Raw genomic sequence first — 15,989 nt, 5'->3', positions numbered from 1 at the left:
TTAAACTATGGACTTCGTCCTTCAAGCTGGCTGCGATGGCTTGTCTTGATCGATTTTAAGTCGATGACCCGCAATGTGTGCGAATTATTGGCAAAAGGCAACCTCAGGCTGCCTTTTTCTTTGACTATATGACGTTACAAAGTTAATATGCGCGCCCTATGCAAAAGGTAAAATTACCCCTGACTCTTGATCCGGTTCGTACGGCTCAAAAACGCCTCGATTATGAAGGTATCTATACTTCTGATCTGGTTGAGCGCGTCGCCGATTCTGTAGTCAGTGTGGACAGTGATGTGGAATGCTCCATGTCGTTCGCGATCGACAACCAACGCCTTGCGGTTATAACCGGCGATGCAAAGGTATCGGTTACGCTCGAATGTCAGCGTTGCGGGAAACCGTTCCCACTTCATGTTCACACAACATATTGTTTTAGTCCTGTCCGTTCAGACGAGCAGGCTGAAGCACTCCCGGAAGCGTATGAGCCGATTGAGGTTAACGAATTCGGTGAAATCGATCTGCTTGCAATGGTTGAAGATGAGATTATCCTCTCCTTGCCGGTAGTTCCGGTGCATGATTCTGAACACTGTGAAGTGTCCGAGGCGGACATGGTCTTTGGCGAATTGCCTGATGAAGCGCAAAAACCAAACCCATTTGCCGTATTAGCCAGCTTAAAGCGTAAGTAATTGAGGAGTAAGGTCCATGGCCGTACAACAGAATAAACCAACCCGTTCCAAACGTGGCATGCGTCGTTCTCATGACGCTCTGACCGCAGTCACCAGCCTGTCTGTAGACAAAACTTCTGGTGAACAACACCTGCGTCACCACATCACTGCCGACGGTTTCTACCGTGGCCGTAAGGTAATCGCTAAGTAATCACGCTATTGCTCGACGGACTTCGCACTTCTGTGAGAAAGATGAAGAGTACAAGCGTGATGAAGCTTAGTGAGGCTTTCCCCGGGTAACTGGGGAAACACCTAACCGGGCAGCGACGATACCTTGACACGTCTAACCCTGGCGTTAGATGTCATGGGGGGAGATTTTGGCCCTACCGTGACAGTGCCTGCAGCACTGCAGGCACTGAATTCTAATTCGCAACTCACACTTCTTTTAGTCGGGGATCCCGATACAATCACGCCATTACTTGCCAAAGCTGACTTCGAACAACGTTCACGTCTGCAGATGATTCCTGCTCAGTCAGTTATTGCCAGTGATGCCCGGCCCTCGCAGGCTATCCGCGCCAGTCGTGGAAGCTCAATGCGTGTTGCCCTGGAGCTCGTGAAAGAAGGTCGAGCACAAGCCTGTGTGAGCGCCGGTAATACGGGCGCACTTATGGGACTTGCGAAGTTATTACTCAAACCCCTTGAGGGGATTGAGCGTCCTGCGCTGGTGACGGTATTACCTCATCAGCAAAAGGGCAAAACGGTGGTACTGGATTTAGGTGCCAACGTGGATTGCGACAGTAATATGTTGGTGCAATTTGCCGTCATGGGTTCCGTGTTGGCAGAAGAGGTGGTTGGGATTGCCAATCCTCGGGTCGCATTGCTCAACATTGGCGAAGAAGAAACCAAGGGTCTCGATAGCATTCGGGACGCTTCTGCTGTGCTAAAAACAATCCCTTCTATCAACTATATCGGCTATCTTGAAGCCAATGAGTTGCTGACCGGCAAAACTGATGTGCTGGTTTGTGACGGCTTTACAGGTAATGTCACATTAAAGACGATGGAAGGTGTTGTAAGAATGTTCCTTTCACTGCTGAAGTCTCAGGGTGAGGGCAAAAAACGGTCGTGGTGGCTGCTGTTATTAAAACGTTGGTTACAAAAAAGCCTGACGAGGCGATTCAGTCACCTCAACCCCGACCAGTATAATGGCGCCTGTCTGTTAGGATTACGCGGCACGGTGATTAAAAGTCATGGTGCGGCCAATCAGCGAGCATTTGAAGTCGCGATAGAACAGGCAGTGCAGGCGGTGCAGCGACAAGTTCCTCAGCGAATTGCCGCTCGCCTGGAATCGGTATACCCAGCTGGATTCGAACTGCTGGACGGTGACGAAAGCACAAATTCGCGGGTGCACAGATAACAGTGTGGTCGTGAATGAAGTCAACGTACCAGTGATTTGCTCGTGGCGGTATATAACCAAAAAGTGACTGAGCGTACATGTATACGAAGATTATTGGTACCGGCAGCTATCTGCCTGAACAAGTGCGTACTAACGCCGATTTGGAAAAAATGGTCGAGACATCTGATGAGTGGATCGTCACTCGTACAGGTATCCGTGAACGCCATATTGCAGGGCCAAACGAAACAGTTGCGACGATGGGCTTTGCCGCCGCAAACCGCGCTATTGAAATGGCCGGCATCGATAAAGAACAAATTGGTTTGATCGTGGTAGCTACCACGTCATCAACGCACGCATTTCCAAGTGCAGCGTGCCAGATTCAAAGTATGCTGGGAATTAAAGGCTGCCCGGCGTTTGATGTCGCTGCGGCATGCGCTGGCTTTACCTACGCGCTGAGCGTTGCCGATCAATATGTTAAGTCAGGCGCGGTGAAACACGCTCTGGTAGTCGGTTCTGATGTGCTGGCGCGTACTTGCGATCCAACCGATCGTGGGACGATCATCATTTTTGGTGATGGTGCGGGCGCAGTGGTACTGAGCGCCTCAGAAGAGCCAGGCATCCTCTCTACACATCTGCATGCTGATGGGCGTTACGGAGAACTGCTGACGCTGCCCAATGCCGATCGTGTGAACCCGGAAAACTCGATTCATCTGACGATGGCGGGTAACGAAGTATTTAAAGTCGCAGTTACCGAGCTTGCTCACATCGTTGATGAAACGCTGGAAGCAAATAATCTTGACCGTTCTGCGCTGGACTGGCTGGTACCACATCAGGCAAACCTCCGCATTATCAGCGCAACAGCGAAAAAGCTGGGTATGTCGATGGATAATGTCGTGGTAACGCTGGACAGACATGGCAATACGTCCGCTGCTTCCGTACCGTGCGCACTGGACGAAGCTGTCCGTGACGGGCGCATTAAAGCAGGGCAACTGATATTGCTTGAGGCCTTTGGTGGTGGATTCACCTGGGGTTCCGCGCTGGTTCGTTTCTAGTATAAGGATTTAATCATGACGCAATTTGCATTTGTGTTCCCGGGACAGGGTTCTCAAACCGTTGGGATGTTGTCTGAAATGGCAGCAGCTTACCCATGCGTAGAAGAAACTTTCGCTGAAGCTTCAGCAGCGCTGGGCTATGATTTATGGGCACTGACTCAACAGGGGCCGGCGGAAGAACTGAATAAAACCTGGCAGACACAGCCGGCACTGTTAACCGCCTCTGTCGCGCTGTATCGCGTTTGGCAGCAGCAGGGCGGTAAAACGCCTGCACTGATGGCAGGGCATAGCCTGGGTGAATACTCTGCACTGGTGTGTGCGGGTGTCATCAATTTTGCTGATGCCGTACGTCTGGTTGAACTGCGTGGTAAATTCATGCAGGAAGCTGTACCGGAAGGCACTGGCGGCATGTCTGCTATCATCGGTCTGGATGACGCATCCATTGCGAAAGCGTGTGAAGAGTCAGCCGACGGTCAGGTCGTTTCTCCGGTAAACTTTAACTCACCGGGTCAGGTGGTTATTGCCGGGCATAAAGAAGCTGTTGAACGTGCAGGTGCCGCCTGTAAAGCTGCTGGCGCTAAGCGTGCACTGCCGTTGCCGGTTAGCGTGCCATCTCACTGTGCGCTAATGAAGCCTGCGGCTGATAAACTGGCCGTTGAGCTGCAGAAAATCACTTTCAACGCACCGACTGTACCGGTTGTTAACAACGTTGACGTGAAATGCGAAACAACAGCAGATGCCATCCGCGACGCGCTTGTTCGTCAGTTATATAGCCCAGTTCAGTGGACCAAAACTGTTGAGTTTATGGCATCCCAGGGCGTAGAACACCTGTATGAAGTTGGCCCGGGTAAAGTCCTCACCGGCCTGACGAAACGTATTGTTGACACCCTGACGGCTTCGGCACTGAATGAGCCGGCGGCGCTGTCTGCGGCACTTTCGCAATAAAAGAGGAATATCATGAGTTTTGAAGGAAAAATCGCGCTGGTAACCGGTGCAAGCCGTGGCATTGGCCGCGCAATTGCTGAAACACTTGTTGCCCGTGGCGCGAAAGTTATCGGTACTGCAACCAGCGAAAGTGGTGCGCAGGCCATTAGCGATTACTTAGGTGCAAACGGTAAGGGTCTGATGTTGAATGTGACCGATCCTGCATCTATCGAATCTGTTCTGGGAAATATCCGCGCAGAATTTGGTGAAGTCGATATTCTGGTCAATAATGCCGGGATTACTCGTGATAACCTGTTAATGCGCATGAAAGATGACGAGTGGAACGATATCATCGAAACCAACCTGTCATCTGTTTTCCGTCTGTCAAAAGCGGTAATGCGCGCTATGATGAAAAAGCGTCATGGTCGTATTATCACTATCGGTTCTGTGGTTGGTACCATGGGAAATGCGGGTCAGGCTAACTACGCTGCGGCGAAAGCGGGTCTGATCGGCTTCAGTAAATCATTGGCGCGTGAAGTTGCGTCCCGTGGTATTACTGTAAACGTTGTTGCTCCGGGCTTTATTGAAACGGACATGACGCGTGCGCTGTCTGATGATCAGCGTGCGGGTATTCTGGCACAGGTTCCTGCGGGTCGCCTTGGTGGCGCTCAGGAAATTGCCAGTGCGGTTGCATTTTTAGCTTCTGACGAAGCAAGTTACATCACTGGTGAGACTTTGCACGTCAACGGCGGGATGTACATGGTTTAACCACGATGAAAAAGATTTGCGTTATTCTAGGGATTAGCCTCAAAATAACGTAAAATCGTGGTAAGAACTGCCGGGATTTAGTTGCAAATTTTTCAACATTTTATACACTACGAAAACCATCGCGAAAGCGAGTTTTGATAGGAAATTTAAGAGTATGAGCACTATCGAAGAACGCGTTAAGAAAATTATCGGCGAACAGCTGGGCGTTAAGCAGGAAGAAGTTACCAACAATGCTTCCTTCGTTGAAGACCTGGGCGCGGATTCTCTTGACACCGTTGAGCTGGTAATGGCCCTGGAAGAAGAGTTTGATACTGAGATTCCGGACGAAGAAGCTGAGAAAATCACTACCGTTCAGGCTGCCATTGATTACATCAACGGCCACCAGGCGTAAGTGAACATCTCCAGGCGGTCATTCGACCGCCTGAGTTTTATCTTTTTATCCCACTTGAATCATTTTTCCCTCCCTGGAGGACAACCGTGTCTAAGCGTCGTGTAGTTGTGACCGGACTGGGCATGTTGTCTCCTGTCGGCAATACCGTAGAGTCTACCTGGAAAGCTCTCCTTGCCGGTCAGAGTGGCATCAGCCTGATCGACCATTTCGATACTAGCGCCTATGCAACGAAATTTGCTGGCTTAGTAAAGGATTTTAACTGTGATGACATTATCTCGCGCAAAGAACAGCGCAAGATGGATGCCTTCATTCAATATGGAATTGTCGCTGGCGTTCAGGCCATGCAGGATTCTGGCCTCGAGATTACGGAAGAGAACGCTCACCGTATTGGCGCCGCTATTGGCTCCGGTATTGGCGGTCTCGGTCTTATCGAAGAAAACCATACCTCACTGGTAAACGGTGGACCGCGTAAGATTAGCCCGTTCTTCGTTCCGTCGACGATTGTTAACATGGTGGCTGGTCATCTGACCATCATGTATGGTCTGCAAGGACCAAGCATCTCTATCGCGACCGCCTGTACTTCAGGCGTGCATAACATCGGTCATGCTGCACGTATCATTGCATACGGCGACGCAGACGCGATGGTCGCGGGTGGTGCAGAAAAAGCCAGTACGCCGCTGGGTGTCGGTGGTTTTGGCGCAGCACGTGCGCTGTCTACGCGTAATGATAACCCGCAAGCGGCGAGCCGTCCGTGGGACAAAGAGCGTGACGGATTTGTGCTGGGTGACGGTGCGGGCATGGTTGTACTCGAAGAGTATGAGCATGCAAAAGCGCGCGGCGCAAAAATTTATGCTGAAGTGGTCGGCTTTGGGATGAGCAGCGATGCTTACCATATGACGTCACCACCGGAAAACGGTGCAGGTGCTGCACTGGCGATGGTTAACGCATTGCGTGATGCGGCTATTGAACCTGGTCAGATTGCCTATGTTAACGCACATGGCACATCCACACCGGCAGGCGATAAAGCTGAAACCCAGGCAGTAAAATCTGTCTTTGGCGATGCTGCACGTAGCGTAATGGTCAGTTCGACCAAATCCATGACCGGACACCTGTTAGGTGCGGCGGGTGCTGTAGAGTCAATTTTCTCTATTCTGGCGCTGCGCGATCAGGTTGTTCCACCAACCATCAACCTGGATAACCCGGATGAAGGTTGTGACCTGGACTTCGTGCCGCACGAAGCGCGTCAGGTTAGCGGTATGGAATATGCGCTCTGTAACTCCTTTGGTTTCGGTGGTACCAACGGTTCCTTGATCTTTAAAAAGATCTAAGTGCCTGCAGGTGATGCGTTAGCGTCCTTGCCAGATGAAAAAAAGGTCCGCTTGTCGGACCTTTTTTTATTCGATTTTCTGCCCTTGTCCTGGGTTACTCATCCTGCCAAACTAGCGGACCACGAATAAGGAGCCACCATGTTCTTAATTAATGGCTGTCAGCAAGATATGCTGGCTGCGAGCGATCGGGCGACGCAGTTTGGTGATGGCTGTTTCACCACGGCGCGAATTATCGACGGTAAAGTTAGCCTCCTTGCGGCGCATCTCCAGCGTTTACAAGACACCTGCCAAAAATTGCTGATCTCCTTCGAGAAATGGCCCGAACTGCAACGGGAAATGGAAATGTTAGCAGTGGCCCATGCCCGTGGTGTACTGAAGGTGATCATCAGTCGTGGCAGCGGAGGTCGGGGCTACAGTGGCGCCAACTGCCATAGTGCCAGCCGTATCCTCTCTGTTTCTGCCTGGCCTGCACATTATGATTGCTGGCGAGAGCAAGGAATCACCCTCGCGTTAAGCCCCGTCCGTCTGGGGCGCAATCCAATGCTTGCCGGACTGAAGCACCTAAACCGTCTGGAACAGGTGCTGATTAGGTCTCATCTTGAGCAGACAAACGCCGATGAGGCTCTGGTCCTTGACAGCGAGGGATGGGTTACGGAATGCTGTGCGGCTAATTTATTCTGGCGTAAAGATAATGTGGTTTACACTCCCCGCCTGGATCAGGCAGGTGTAGATGGCATTATGCGACAATTCTGTATGCGAGTGCTGGCACAATCTCCTTTCCAGATTGTCGAAGTAAATGCCCGGAAGGAGGAGGTTATGCAGGCTGATGAGATGATCATTTGCAATGCGTTAATGCCTGTTATTCCCGTGCGTGCATGTGGCGACATACAGTTGTCTTCACGTTTATTATTCGATTTTTTAGCCCCACTTTGTGAGCACCCAAATTAGTCATGAAAAAATTGTTACTCGTTGTCGTTTTATTGCTGGTTGTGCTGGGCATTGCCGCGGGAGTGGGAATGTGGAAAGTTCGCCATCTGGCGGATAGTAAATTATTGATCAAAGAAGAAACGATTTTTACGCTTAAAGCCGGCACTGGTCGACTGGCGTTAGGCGAACAGTTGTATGCAGACAAGGTTATCAATCGTCCGCGCGTGTTTCAGTGGTTGTTGCGTATTGAGCCGGATCTTTCGCATTTTAAAGCGGGAACCTATCGCTTTACACCTGACATGACCGTGCGGGATATGCTGAAACTGCTGGAAAGCGGTAAAGAAGCGCAGTTCCCGCTACGTCTGGTAGAGGGGATGCGCCTGAGCGATTACCTCAAACAACTGCGTGATGCGCCATTTATTAAACATACGCTCAGCGATGATAACTACGAGACCGTTGCTAAGGCGTTGAAACTGGAAAACCCTGAGTGGGTGGAAGGTTGGTTCTGGCCTGATACCTGGATGTATACCGCCAATACCACAGATGTCGCGCTGTTGAAACGCGCGTATCAAAAAATGGTTAAGGCTGTGGATACCGTCTGGGAAGGTCGTGCTGAAGGTCTGCCTTACAAAGATAAAAATCAACTGGTGACGATGGCCTCTATCATTGAAAAAGAAACGGCGGTTGCCAGTGAGCGCGACCAGGTAGCCTCGGTATTTATAAACCGGTTACGTATTGGCATGCGTCTGCAGACCGATCCAACCGTGATTTACGGGATGGGGACACGTTATAATGGCAAATTGTCGCGTGTGGATTTAGAAACCCCGACCGCCTATAACACCTATACCATTACGGGGCTGCCACCGGGGCCGATTGCCATGCCTGGAGAAGCCTCGTTGCAGGCTGCTGCACATCCGGCAAAAACGCCGTATCTCTATTTTGTGGCTGATGGAAAAGGTGGTCACACGTTTAACACTAATCTTGCCAGCCACAACCGGTCGGTACAGGATTATCTGAAAGTGCTTAAGGAAAAAAATGGGCAGTAATTACATCGTCATTGAGGGCCTGGAAGGCGCCGGAAAAACCACTGCGCGCGATGTGGTAGTGGAGACACTTGAGCAACTCGGTATTCGCGACATGGTTTTTACCCGCGAGCCTGGCGGCACCCAGCTCGCAGAGAAATTAAGAAGTCTGGTGCTGGACATCAAATCGGTCGGTGATGAGATTATTACCGATAAAGCGGAAGTCCTGATGTTTTACGCCGCACGCGTACAACTGGTGGAAACCGTTATTAAACCTGCGCTGGCAAAAGGCAGTTGGGTGATTGGCGATCGTCATGATCTGTCGACCCAGGCTTATCAGGGCGGCGGACGCGGAATTGACCAGACTATGCTGGCAACGTTGCGTGATGCGGTACTGGGGGATTTTCGCCCTGACCTGACAATTTATCTGGATGTGACACCCGAGGTAGGTTTAAAACGTGCCCGCGCTCGTGGCGAACTGGATCGCATTGAACAGGAATCGTTTGATTTCTTCAATCGCACGCGTGCCCGCTACCTTGAACTGGCCGCTAAAGATTCCAGTATTCGGACTATTGATGCGACGCAACCCCTTGAGGCTGTGATGAGTGATATCCGTAATACCATCACCCACTGGGTGCAGGAGCAGGGCGCATGAAATGGTATCCATGGTTACGACCGGATTTTGAAAAACTGGTAGCCAGTTATCAGGCGGGTCGTGGTCACCATGCGTTACTGATTCAGGCGTTACCAGGCATGGGGGATGACGCGCTGATTTACGCCCTCAGCCGCTATCTGATGTGCCAGCAACCTGAAGGTCATAAAAGCTGTGGACACTGTCGCGGATGCCAGTTGATGCAGGCGGGAACACATCCTGACTACTATTCGCTGCTCCCGGAAAAAGGCAAAAGTACACTGGGCGTTGATGCGGTTCGCGAAGTCAGTGAGAAACTGTATGAGCATTCTCGTTTGAGTGGTGCGAAGGTGGTGTGGATCCCTGATGCAGCCCAGTTGACCGATGCCGCTGCCAACGCTCTGTTGAAGACTCTGGAAGAGCCACCGGCACAGACCTGGTTTTTCCTCGCCAGTACGGAACCTGCACGTTTATTGGCTACATTACGTAGCCGTTGTCGCTTGCATCACCTTGCTCCCCCGGCAGAATCGTACGCAATTTCCTGGCTTGCCCGTGAGGTGACGGCCTCACAGGACGCACTTCTTAGCGCATTACGCTTGAGCGCAGGCTCGCCTGGTGCGGCATTAGCGCTGTTACAGGCAGAAAGCTGGACGCACCGTACTGATTTCTGTGCGGCGCTGGCCAATACATTGCACTCTGGCGACTGGTATATGCTGATGGCCGTGCTAAATCATGAGCAGGCTGCTGTCCGCTTACACTGGCTGGCGACGCTGCTTACGGATGCTCTTAAACGTCCATATGGTGTTTCCCATCTGACTAATCCCGATGCTCTGGCATTGATATCATCAATCGCTGAACGCTTCACTGCCGCACAGATACAGGCAATACTTGGTGATGTTTGTCATTGCCGTCAGCAGTTGCTAAATGTGACGGGCGTAAACCGTGAGCTGGTATTAACCGATCTTATCCTCCGCATAGAGCATTATCTGCAACCAGGCACTGTGCTGCCTGTTCCCCATATTTGAGAGAGACATTATGTTTTTAGTCGACTCACACTGCCATCTTGATGGCCTGGATTATCAATCTTTGCATAAGAACGTGGATGACGTGCTGGCGAAAGCGGCCGCGCGTGATGTGAAGTTCTGTCTTGCCGTTGCGACCACGTTACCAGGATACCGCAGCATGCGTGAACTGGTTGGTGTGCGTGACAATGTGGTTTTCTCCTGTGGCGTGCATCCGTTAAATCAGGATGAGCCATATGATGTTGAAGAGCTGCGTCGTTTTGCCGCCGAGGAGGGCGTGGTGGCGATGGGCGAAACCGGGCTGGACTATTTTTATACGCCAGAAACGAAGGTTCGCCAGCAGGAATCATTCATTCACCACATCCAGATTGGTCGCGAGTTACAGAAACCGGTGATTGTTCATACCCGCGATGCGCGAGCGGATACGCTGTCGATTCTGCGCGAAGAAAAAGTGACGGATTGTGGCGGCGTACTACACTGTTTTACAGAGGACAGGGAAACTGCGGGCAAATTGCTGGATCTCGGATTCTATATTTCCTTCTCTGGCATCGTCACGTTCCGTAACGCCGAACAACTACGCGATGCTGCACGCTATGTACCTCTGGACCGTTTGTTAGTTGAGACCGATTCTCCCTACCTTGCGCCGGTGCCGCATCGTGGAAAAGAGAACCAACCGGCAATGGTTCGTGATGTTGCAGAGTACATGGCTGTCTTGAAAGGTGTTGCCGTTGAAGAACTGGCGCAGATCACCACCGATAACTTTGCCCGCCTGTTTCACATCGACGCATCTCGCCTGCAATCTGCCTGTTAACTGAGTTTTTTTAAAGCTCGTAATTAATAAGTAAAGCGAGTAAAGTTCACCGCCCCAGAATGGGCGGTGAGTAACCAGTTGGAAACATTCAGATACTCATTTTATCGGAATGTGCGAATTTTGCGGCCACCCACAACTGAATTGTGATAGCCGTCAAACAAAAACGAACTGAATTATTTTACTCTGTGTAATAAATAAAGGGTACTTAGATGCCCTGTCCACGGCGAGGTTCTCCCCCCTCGCCAATGCGTGAGAACGTAGAAAAGCACAAATACTCAGGAGCACTCCTAATTATGTTTAAGAATGCATTTGCTAACCTGCAAAAGGTCGGTAAATCGCTGATGCTGCCGGTATCCGTACTCCCTATTGCAGGTATCCTGCTGGGTGTCGGTTCCGCTAACTTCAGCTGGCTGCCAGCCGTTGTATCGCATGTGATGGCAGAAGCAGGCGGATCTGTTTTTGCAAACATGCCGCTGATTTTCGCCATCGGTGTTGCGTTAGGCTTCACCAACAATGACGGTGTATCCGCCCTGGCTTCAGTCGTCGCCTATGGCATCATGGTTAAGACCATGGCTGTGGTTGCGCCGCTGGTTCTGCATTTACCTGCAGAAGAAATCGCCGCTAAACACCTGGCTGATACCGGTGTTCTCGGGGGGATTATCTCCGGTGCGATCGCAGCGTATATGTTCAACCGCTTCTACCGTATCAAACTGCCTGAGTATCTGGGCTTCTTTGCCGGTAAGCGCTTTGTTCCTATCATTTCTGGTCTGGCTGCCATCTTCACGGGTGTGGTTCTGTCCTTCATTTGGCCGCCAATCGGTACTGCTATTCAGACGTTCTCCCAGTGGGCTGCGTATCAGAACCCGGTAGTGGCATTCGGTATCTACGGCTTCGTTGAACGCTGCCTGGTACCGTTTGGTCTGCACCATATCTGGAACGTTCCTTTCCAGATGCAGATCGGTGAGTACACCAATGCTGCAGGCCAGGTGTTCCACGGTGATATTCCTCGTTATATGGCAGGTGACCCGACTGCGGGCAAACTGTCCGGTGGCTTCCTGTTTAAAATGTACGGTCTGCCGGCTGCTGCTATTGCAATCTGGCACTCTGCAAAACCGGAAAACCGCGCGAAAGTGGGCGGTATCATGATCTCCGCGGCGCTGACCTCGTTCCTGACCGGTATTACCGAGCCGATCGAGTTCTCCTTCATGTTCGTGGCGCCGATCCTGTACATCATCCACGCGATTCTGGCAGGTCTGGCATTCCCAATCTGTATCCTGCTGGGTATGCGTGACGGTACATCGTTCTCCCACGGTCTGATCGACTTTATCGTACTGTCCGGTAACAGCAGCAAACTGTGGCTGTTCCCGATTGTCGGCCTCGGCTATGCAATCGTCTACTACACCATTTTCCGTGTACTGATCAAAGCGCTGGACCTGAAAACTCCGGGTCGTGAAGACGCCACCGAAGACAGCAAAGCTGGCGCGACAGGTGAAATGGCTCCGGCTCTGGTTGCTGCGTTTGGTGGTAAAGAAAACATCACTAACCTGGATGCGTGCATCACTCGTCTGCGTGTCAGCGTTGCTGACGTTGCCAAAGTTGATCAGGCTGGCCTGAAGAAACTGGGTGCTGCGGGCGTCGTGGTTGCTGGTTCCGGTGTTCAGGCTATCTTCGGGACTAAGTCCGATAACCTGAAAACTGAAATGGATGAATACATCCGTAACAGCTAAGCAGTAAGACGTTGGGGAGAACTAAGGCAGCCTGAGGGCTGCCTTTTTTACGTTAATTGGCCTGAACACGAATCGGTGCTGTGGCTGCAAATAGCCATGGACGTGCGTCACTGTCCACGCGTGGCGACAGTGTTTCTCTTACCTGCTGGTGGTAGTCATCAATCCACTGCTTTTCTGTTTCGCTCAACAGATGTAACTCAACCAGGTTCAAATCGATAGGGACCTGCGTCAGTGAGGCGAACCGGCAAAAGCCTGGACGACTCTCGATAATCTCTACCTGATTCTCGATGCGGATCCCATATTGACCTGCCAGATAATATCCCGGCTCGATAGTAATAATATTGCCTGCGACCAGAGGCCAAGGATTTACTTTTTTGGCAATACGGTGGGGCTGCTCATGAATCAGTAGCTGGTGGCCCACGCCATGTCCGGTGCCATGATCGTAATCCAGCCCCAGCTCCCAAAGAGCCCGACGACTAAACGCATCCAGTTGATGACCCTGAGTGCCGCTGGGGAATTGTAGCGTGATCAGCGATATAAAGCCTTTCAGTACTGCCGTATAGTGCAGTCGGCGCTGCGGATCCTGTGGGCCAAAGGCGAGGGTACGCGTCGTATCTGTGGTACCGTTTTGATACTGACCACCGGAGTCATTCAGATACATGGCCTGTGAGGTAATCGGCGTATCTGTCTTTTCACTGGAATGATAATGACACATCGCCGCATTACTGGCTGAAGCTGAAATAGTGCCAAAACTTTGCTCAATAAACCCGGGTTGTTGCTGGCGAAACGCCAACTGTTTGGCTTGTGCTTCCAGCTCGGTTACCGGATTACCGGCCGCCTCACGTAGTGGTACCTCATGCGCCAGCCAGGCGAGGAAGTTAACCCATGCAGCACCATCCTGTTCATGGCATTCACGATAGCCTGCCAGTTCAGTGTCATTCTTATGAGCTTTAATCAATGTGATTGGATCCGGGGCCCAAAGAACTTCACCTCCGTTCTGTTCAATCGCAAAACGCAAAGCAACCGGGGCATAGTCCTTATCAACCAGAAAACGTTTTCCCTGTGCCAGTTGCTGGCAGCGAGAGAGAAAACCCTCTTGTGGTGCAAGGGTCAACGTGCTCAGCAGGGCTTCGGGTAACTGCTTTGTTTTGTTGGTATCAACAAACCACTCCAGTTCGCCGGTGCGGTGCAGCAGGGCAAATGAAAAAGGGACGGGGACCATATCAAGATCTGAACCACGCACATTGAGCAGCCAGGCAATATTATCAGGAAGGGTAATAGCCAGAGTATCAGCCTGATGCCGGGCAAGTTGGTCTACGATCCGTGCACGTTTTTGTGTACTGCTTTCACCGCTGATTTCAACAGGCATTTCCCGGATGATGCCGCACGGTGCCGCAGGACGATCGAGCCATACCTGGTCGAAAGGATCGGTTTCCAGAGCCACCAGTTCGCAATGGGTGGCCGACAGGGATTCAAACTGGCTGTTAACCATCAACAGGGGTTCAAAGCCAATACGAGTGCCTGGTGCGACGTGTGCCTGTAAATAGTCCGCCAGCGGCTCATCGTGCAGATGATGAATTTCAAAATCATCAAGGGAGACTTCGTTACGTACCTGAACCTGATAGCGTCCATCGACAAACATTAAGGCGCGATCGCGAAGGACTAACGCCAGGCCTGCTGAGCCGCTAAAGCCTGTGAGCCAGGCCAGTTTATTGTCGTGTGGCGTGCAATCCTCGCTCTGGTGCGCATCAGCGCGTGGAACAATCATACCGTCAAGCCCCAGGGCCAACAGTAGATTGCGCAGAGCGGAAAGGGGAGTTGAGTTGTGCATAGTTACCTTCAGGCCTTAACGGAACGGCGGTTCGTTGAACGTACGTAATTTGCGGGAGTGCAGTCGGTCACCTTCAGCACGAAGGCGGTCGATAGCCCGGATGCCAATCTGCAGGTGCTCAGAAATCGCACCTTCATAAAATCGGTTAGCCTGACCAGGAAGCTTAATTTCACCGTGCAGCGGTTTGTCGGAAACACAAAGCAGAGTGCCGTAAGGGACGCGGAATCTGTAGCCCTGAGCAGCGATAGTGGCGCTTTCCATATCGATAGCTACGGCGCGGCTGAGGTTAAAGCGCAGCGCAGAAGCGGAGTAGCGTAATTCCCAGTTGCGATCGTCGGTCGTAACGACAGTGCCGGTACGCAACCGTTGCTTCACCTCTTCACCGGGCATACCGCTGACCTCTTTGGTGGCGTCATACAGTGCGCGCTGAACTTCCGCTATGCTCGGAATAGGAATGTCAGGAGGCAGTACGGCATCAAGCACATGGTCGTCACGCAGATAGGCGTGGGCAAGAACATAATCACCAATTGCCTGGCTTTCGCGCAGACCACCACAGTGCCCAATCATCAACCAGACATCAGGGCGAAGGACCGCCAGATGATCACAAATGGTTTTAGCGTTAGACGGGCCTACGCCAATATTTACCAGCGTGATCCCCTGGCCGTCGGCGGTGATTAAATGCCAGGCAGGCATCTGGTGTTTTTTCCAGGCAAGGTCGGAGATAGCCTCTTCCGGGGCTTCTGTTTCAGCGGTGATCCAAATCCCTCCCGCACAGGAGAGCGCGATATATGGACTGTCAGGATCGAGGATCTGGCTGCATCCCCAGCGTACGAATTCATCAACATAACGGGTGTAATTGGTGAACAGTACAAAGGGTTGGAAATGTTCAACCGGCGTGCCCGTGTAGTGACGCAGTCGTGCCAGTGAAAAATCTACCCGTCGGGCGTCGAAATGTGACAGTGGGGAGAATTCCGCCGGATGATAAGTCCCGTCTGCGGTTTCATCGCCAATCTGTGACAGCTCGGTGGTAGGGAAATGACGCGTTAATCCGGCACTCATAGATCGATCAAGTGTCAGTTCAGAACCGTCAATCACATAGGGATAGGGGATTTCGTGCTGCGATGGCTCGACGGAGATGTGAGCATCATAATCTTGATACAGCAGCGTCAGCTGTTCTTCAAGATAAGGGCGAAAGAGCGACGGGCGGGTAATGGTCGTGGTATAGCAACCAGCATGAGTAAAACGTCCGTAAGCGCGAGTTTTTGGTGGATTGGTGGCGCTGCCATCCCAGGTTACAGAAAGTGAAGGGTAAACAAAAAGACCTTTATCTCGGGCGATTACATCAGGAAGTGTCCCGGTATCAATGTACTTGCCAATGGCGCTACGCAGAGCCTTAACTGATTGCTCATACAATGCGTCCAGTTTATCCAGCGCCTGAGCCGGGGTCAGGCTGGAGCCCTTATTGTTCATGTCTGTCTCCTTGTTCCACAGATGTGCTGCTCT

The 15,989-nt window shown here is 51.6% G+C and carries 16 protein-coding genes; 14 read left to right on the top strand and 2 right to left on the bottom strand.

Annotation, left to right across the window (positions count from 1 at the left end):
- Positions 1-158: 158 nt before the first annotated feature.
- The 14 genes from yceD (at position 159) to ptsG (ending at position 12,655) form a co-directional block, all read left to right on the top strand.
- Positions 159-680: a 23S rRNA accumulation protein YceD gene (gene yceD, locus OGX98_RS10165; protein WP_003036239.1), complete on the top strand. Its 522-nt coding sequence runs from the start codon at positions 159-161 to the stop codon at positions 678-680.
- 16 nt (positions 681-696) lie between these two features.
- On the top strand, positions 697-870 hold the full coding sequence (gene rpmF / locus OGX98_RS10160; protein ID WP_003036242.1) for a 50S ribosomal protein L32: 174 nt from the start codon (positions 697-699) through the stop codon (positions 868-870).
- Positions 871-993: 123 nt separating this feature from the next.
- Positions 994-2,073 carry a phosphate acyltransferase PlsX gene (plsX, locus tag OGX98_RS10155; RefSeq protein ID WP_071828916.1) on the top strand — a complete coding sequence of 360 codons (1,080 nt, stop codon included), beginning with the start codon at positions 994-996 and terminating at the stop codon, positions 2,071-2,073.
- A 77-nt stretch (positions 2,074-2,150) separates the two neighbouring features.
- Positions 2,151-3,104, top strand: coding sequence for a beta-ketoacyl-ACP synthase III (fabH, locus tag OGX98_RS10150; protein WP_045441710.1), 954 nt, complete (start codon positions 2,151-2,153; stop codon positions 3,102-3,104).
- Between the two features lie 15 nt (positions 3,105-3,119).
- Positions 3,120-4,049, top strand: a complete 930-nt coding sequence (gene fabD / locus OGX98_RS10145) for an ACP S-malonyltransferase (RefSeq protein WP_045441712.1) — start codon at positions 3,120-3,122, stop codon at positions 4,047-4,049.
- A 12-nt stretch (positions 4,050-4,061) separates the two neighbouring features.
- Positions 4,062-4,796, top strand: a complete 735-nt coding sequence (fabG, locus tag OGX98_RS10140; protein ID WP_005129017.1) for a 3-oxoacyl-ACP reductase FabG — start codon at positions 4,062-4,064, stop codon at positions 4,794-4,796.
- Positions 4,797-4,950: 154 nt separating this feature from the next.
- The gene (acpP, locus tag OGX98_RS10135; RefSeq protein WP_000103754.1) at positions 4,951-5,187 is read left to right on the top strand and encodes an acyl carrier protein; all 237 of its coding nucleotides are present in this window, start codon (positions 4,951-4,953) and stop codon (positions 5,185-5,187) included.
- Between the two features lie 86 nt (positions 5,188-5,273).
- Positions 5,274-6,515: a beta-ketoacyl-ACP synthase II gene (fabF, locus tag OGX98_RS10130; RefSeq protein WP_045441718.1), complete on the top strand. Its 1,242-nt coding sequence runs from the start codon at positions 5,274-5,276 to the stop codon at positions 6,513-6,515.
- 138 nt (positions 6,516-6,653) lie between these two features.
- Complete coding sequence (gene pabC / locus OGX98_RS10125; protein ID WP_048221653.1) at positions 6,654-7,463, top strand: aminodeoxychorismate lyase; 810 nt, start codon at positions 6,654-6,656, stop codon at positions 7,461-7,463.
- Between the two features lie 2 nt (positions 7,464-7,465).
- Positions 7,466-8,488, top strand: a complete 1,023-nt coding sequence (yceG, locus tag OGX98_RS10120) for a cell division protein YceG (protein WP_048221652.1) — start codon at positions 7,466-7,468, stop codon at positions 8,486-8,488.
- Positions 8,478-9,119 (top strand): dTMP kinase, encoded by a 642-nt coding sequence (gene tmk / locus OGX98_RS10115; RefSeq protein ID WP_045441726.1) that lies wholly within the window; start codon positions 8,478-8,480, stop codon positions 9,117-9,119. The genes yceG and tmk overlap by 11 nt, the downstream gene beginning before the upstream one ends.
- Positions 9,116-10,120 carry a DNA polymerase III subunit delta' gene (holB, locus tag OGX98_RS10110; RefSeq protein ID WP_045441728.1) on the top strand — a complete coding sequence of 335 codons (1,005 nt, stop codon included), beginning with the start codon at positions 9,116-9,118 and terminating at the stop codon, positions 10,118-10,120. Before tmk ends, holB begins: the two co-directional genes overlap by 4 nt.
- Positions 10,121-10,130: 10 nt before the next feature.
- Positions 10,131-10,928 carry a metal-dependent hydrolase gene (locus OGX98_RS10105; protein ID WP_225760765.1) on the top strand — a complete coding sequence of 266 codons (798 nt, stop codon included), beginning with the start codon at positions 10,131-10,133 and terminating at the stop codon, positions 10,926-10,928.
- A 293-nt stretch (positions 10,929-11,221) separates the two neighbouring features.
- Positions 11,222-12,655, top strand: a complete 1,434-nt coding sequence (gene ptsG / locus OGX98_RS10100) for a PTS glucose transporter subunit IIBC (RefSeq protein WP_045441733.1) — start codon at positions 11,222-11,224, stop codon at positions 12,653-12,655.
- Positions 12,656-12,707: 52 nt separating this feature from the next.
- On the opposite strand, the gene OGX98_RS10095 is transcribed toward ptsG, so the two are convergent.
- A complete protein-coding gene (locus tag OGX98_RS10095; protein ID WP_200011875.1) occupies positions 12,708-14,486 on the bottom strand; it encodes an aminopeptidase P family protein in 1,779 nt (592 codons plus the stop codon).
- A gap of 15 nt (positions 14,487-14,501) precedes the next feature.
- The gene (locus tag OGX98_RS10090) at positions 14,502-15,956 is read right to left on the bottom strand and encodes an AMP nucleosidase (RefSeq protein ID WP_045441737.1); all 1,455 of its coding nucleotides are present in this window, start codon (positions 15,954-15,956) and stop codon (positions 14,502-14,504) included.
- Positions 15,957-15,989: the final 33 nt, after the last annotated feature.

Source organism: Citrobacter sp. Cm046 (assembly GCF_030333065.1).
GTDB lineage: Bacteria > Pseudomonadota > Gammaproteobacteria > Enterobacterales > Enterobacteriaceae > Citrobacter > Citrobacter murliniae.
This window is presented reverse-complemented; position numbering and strand designations above follow the sequence as displayed.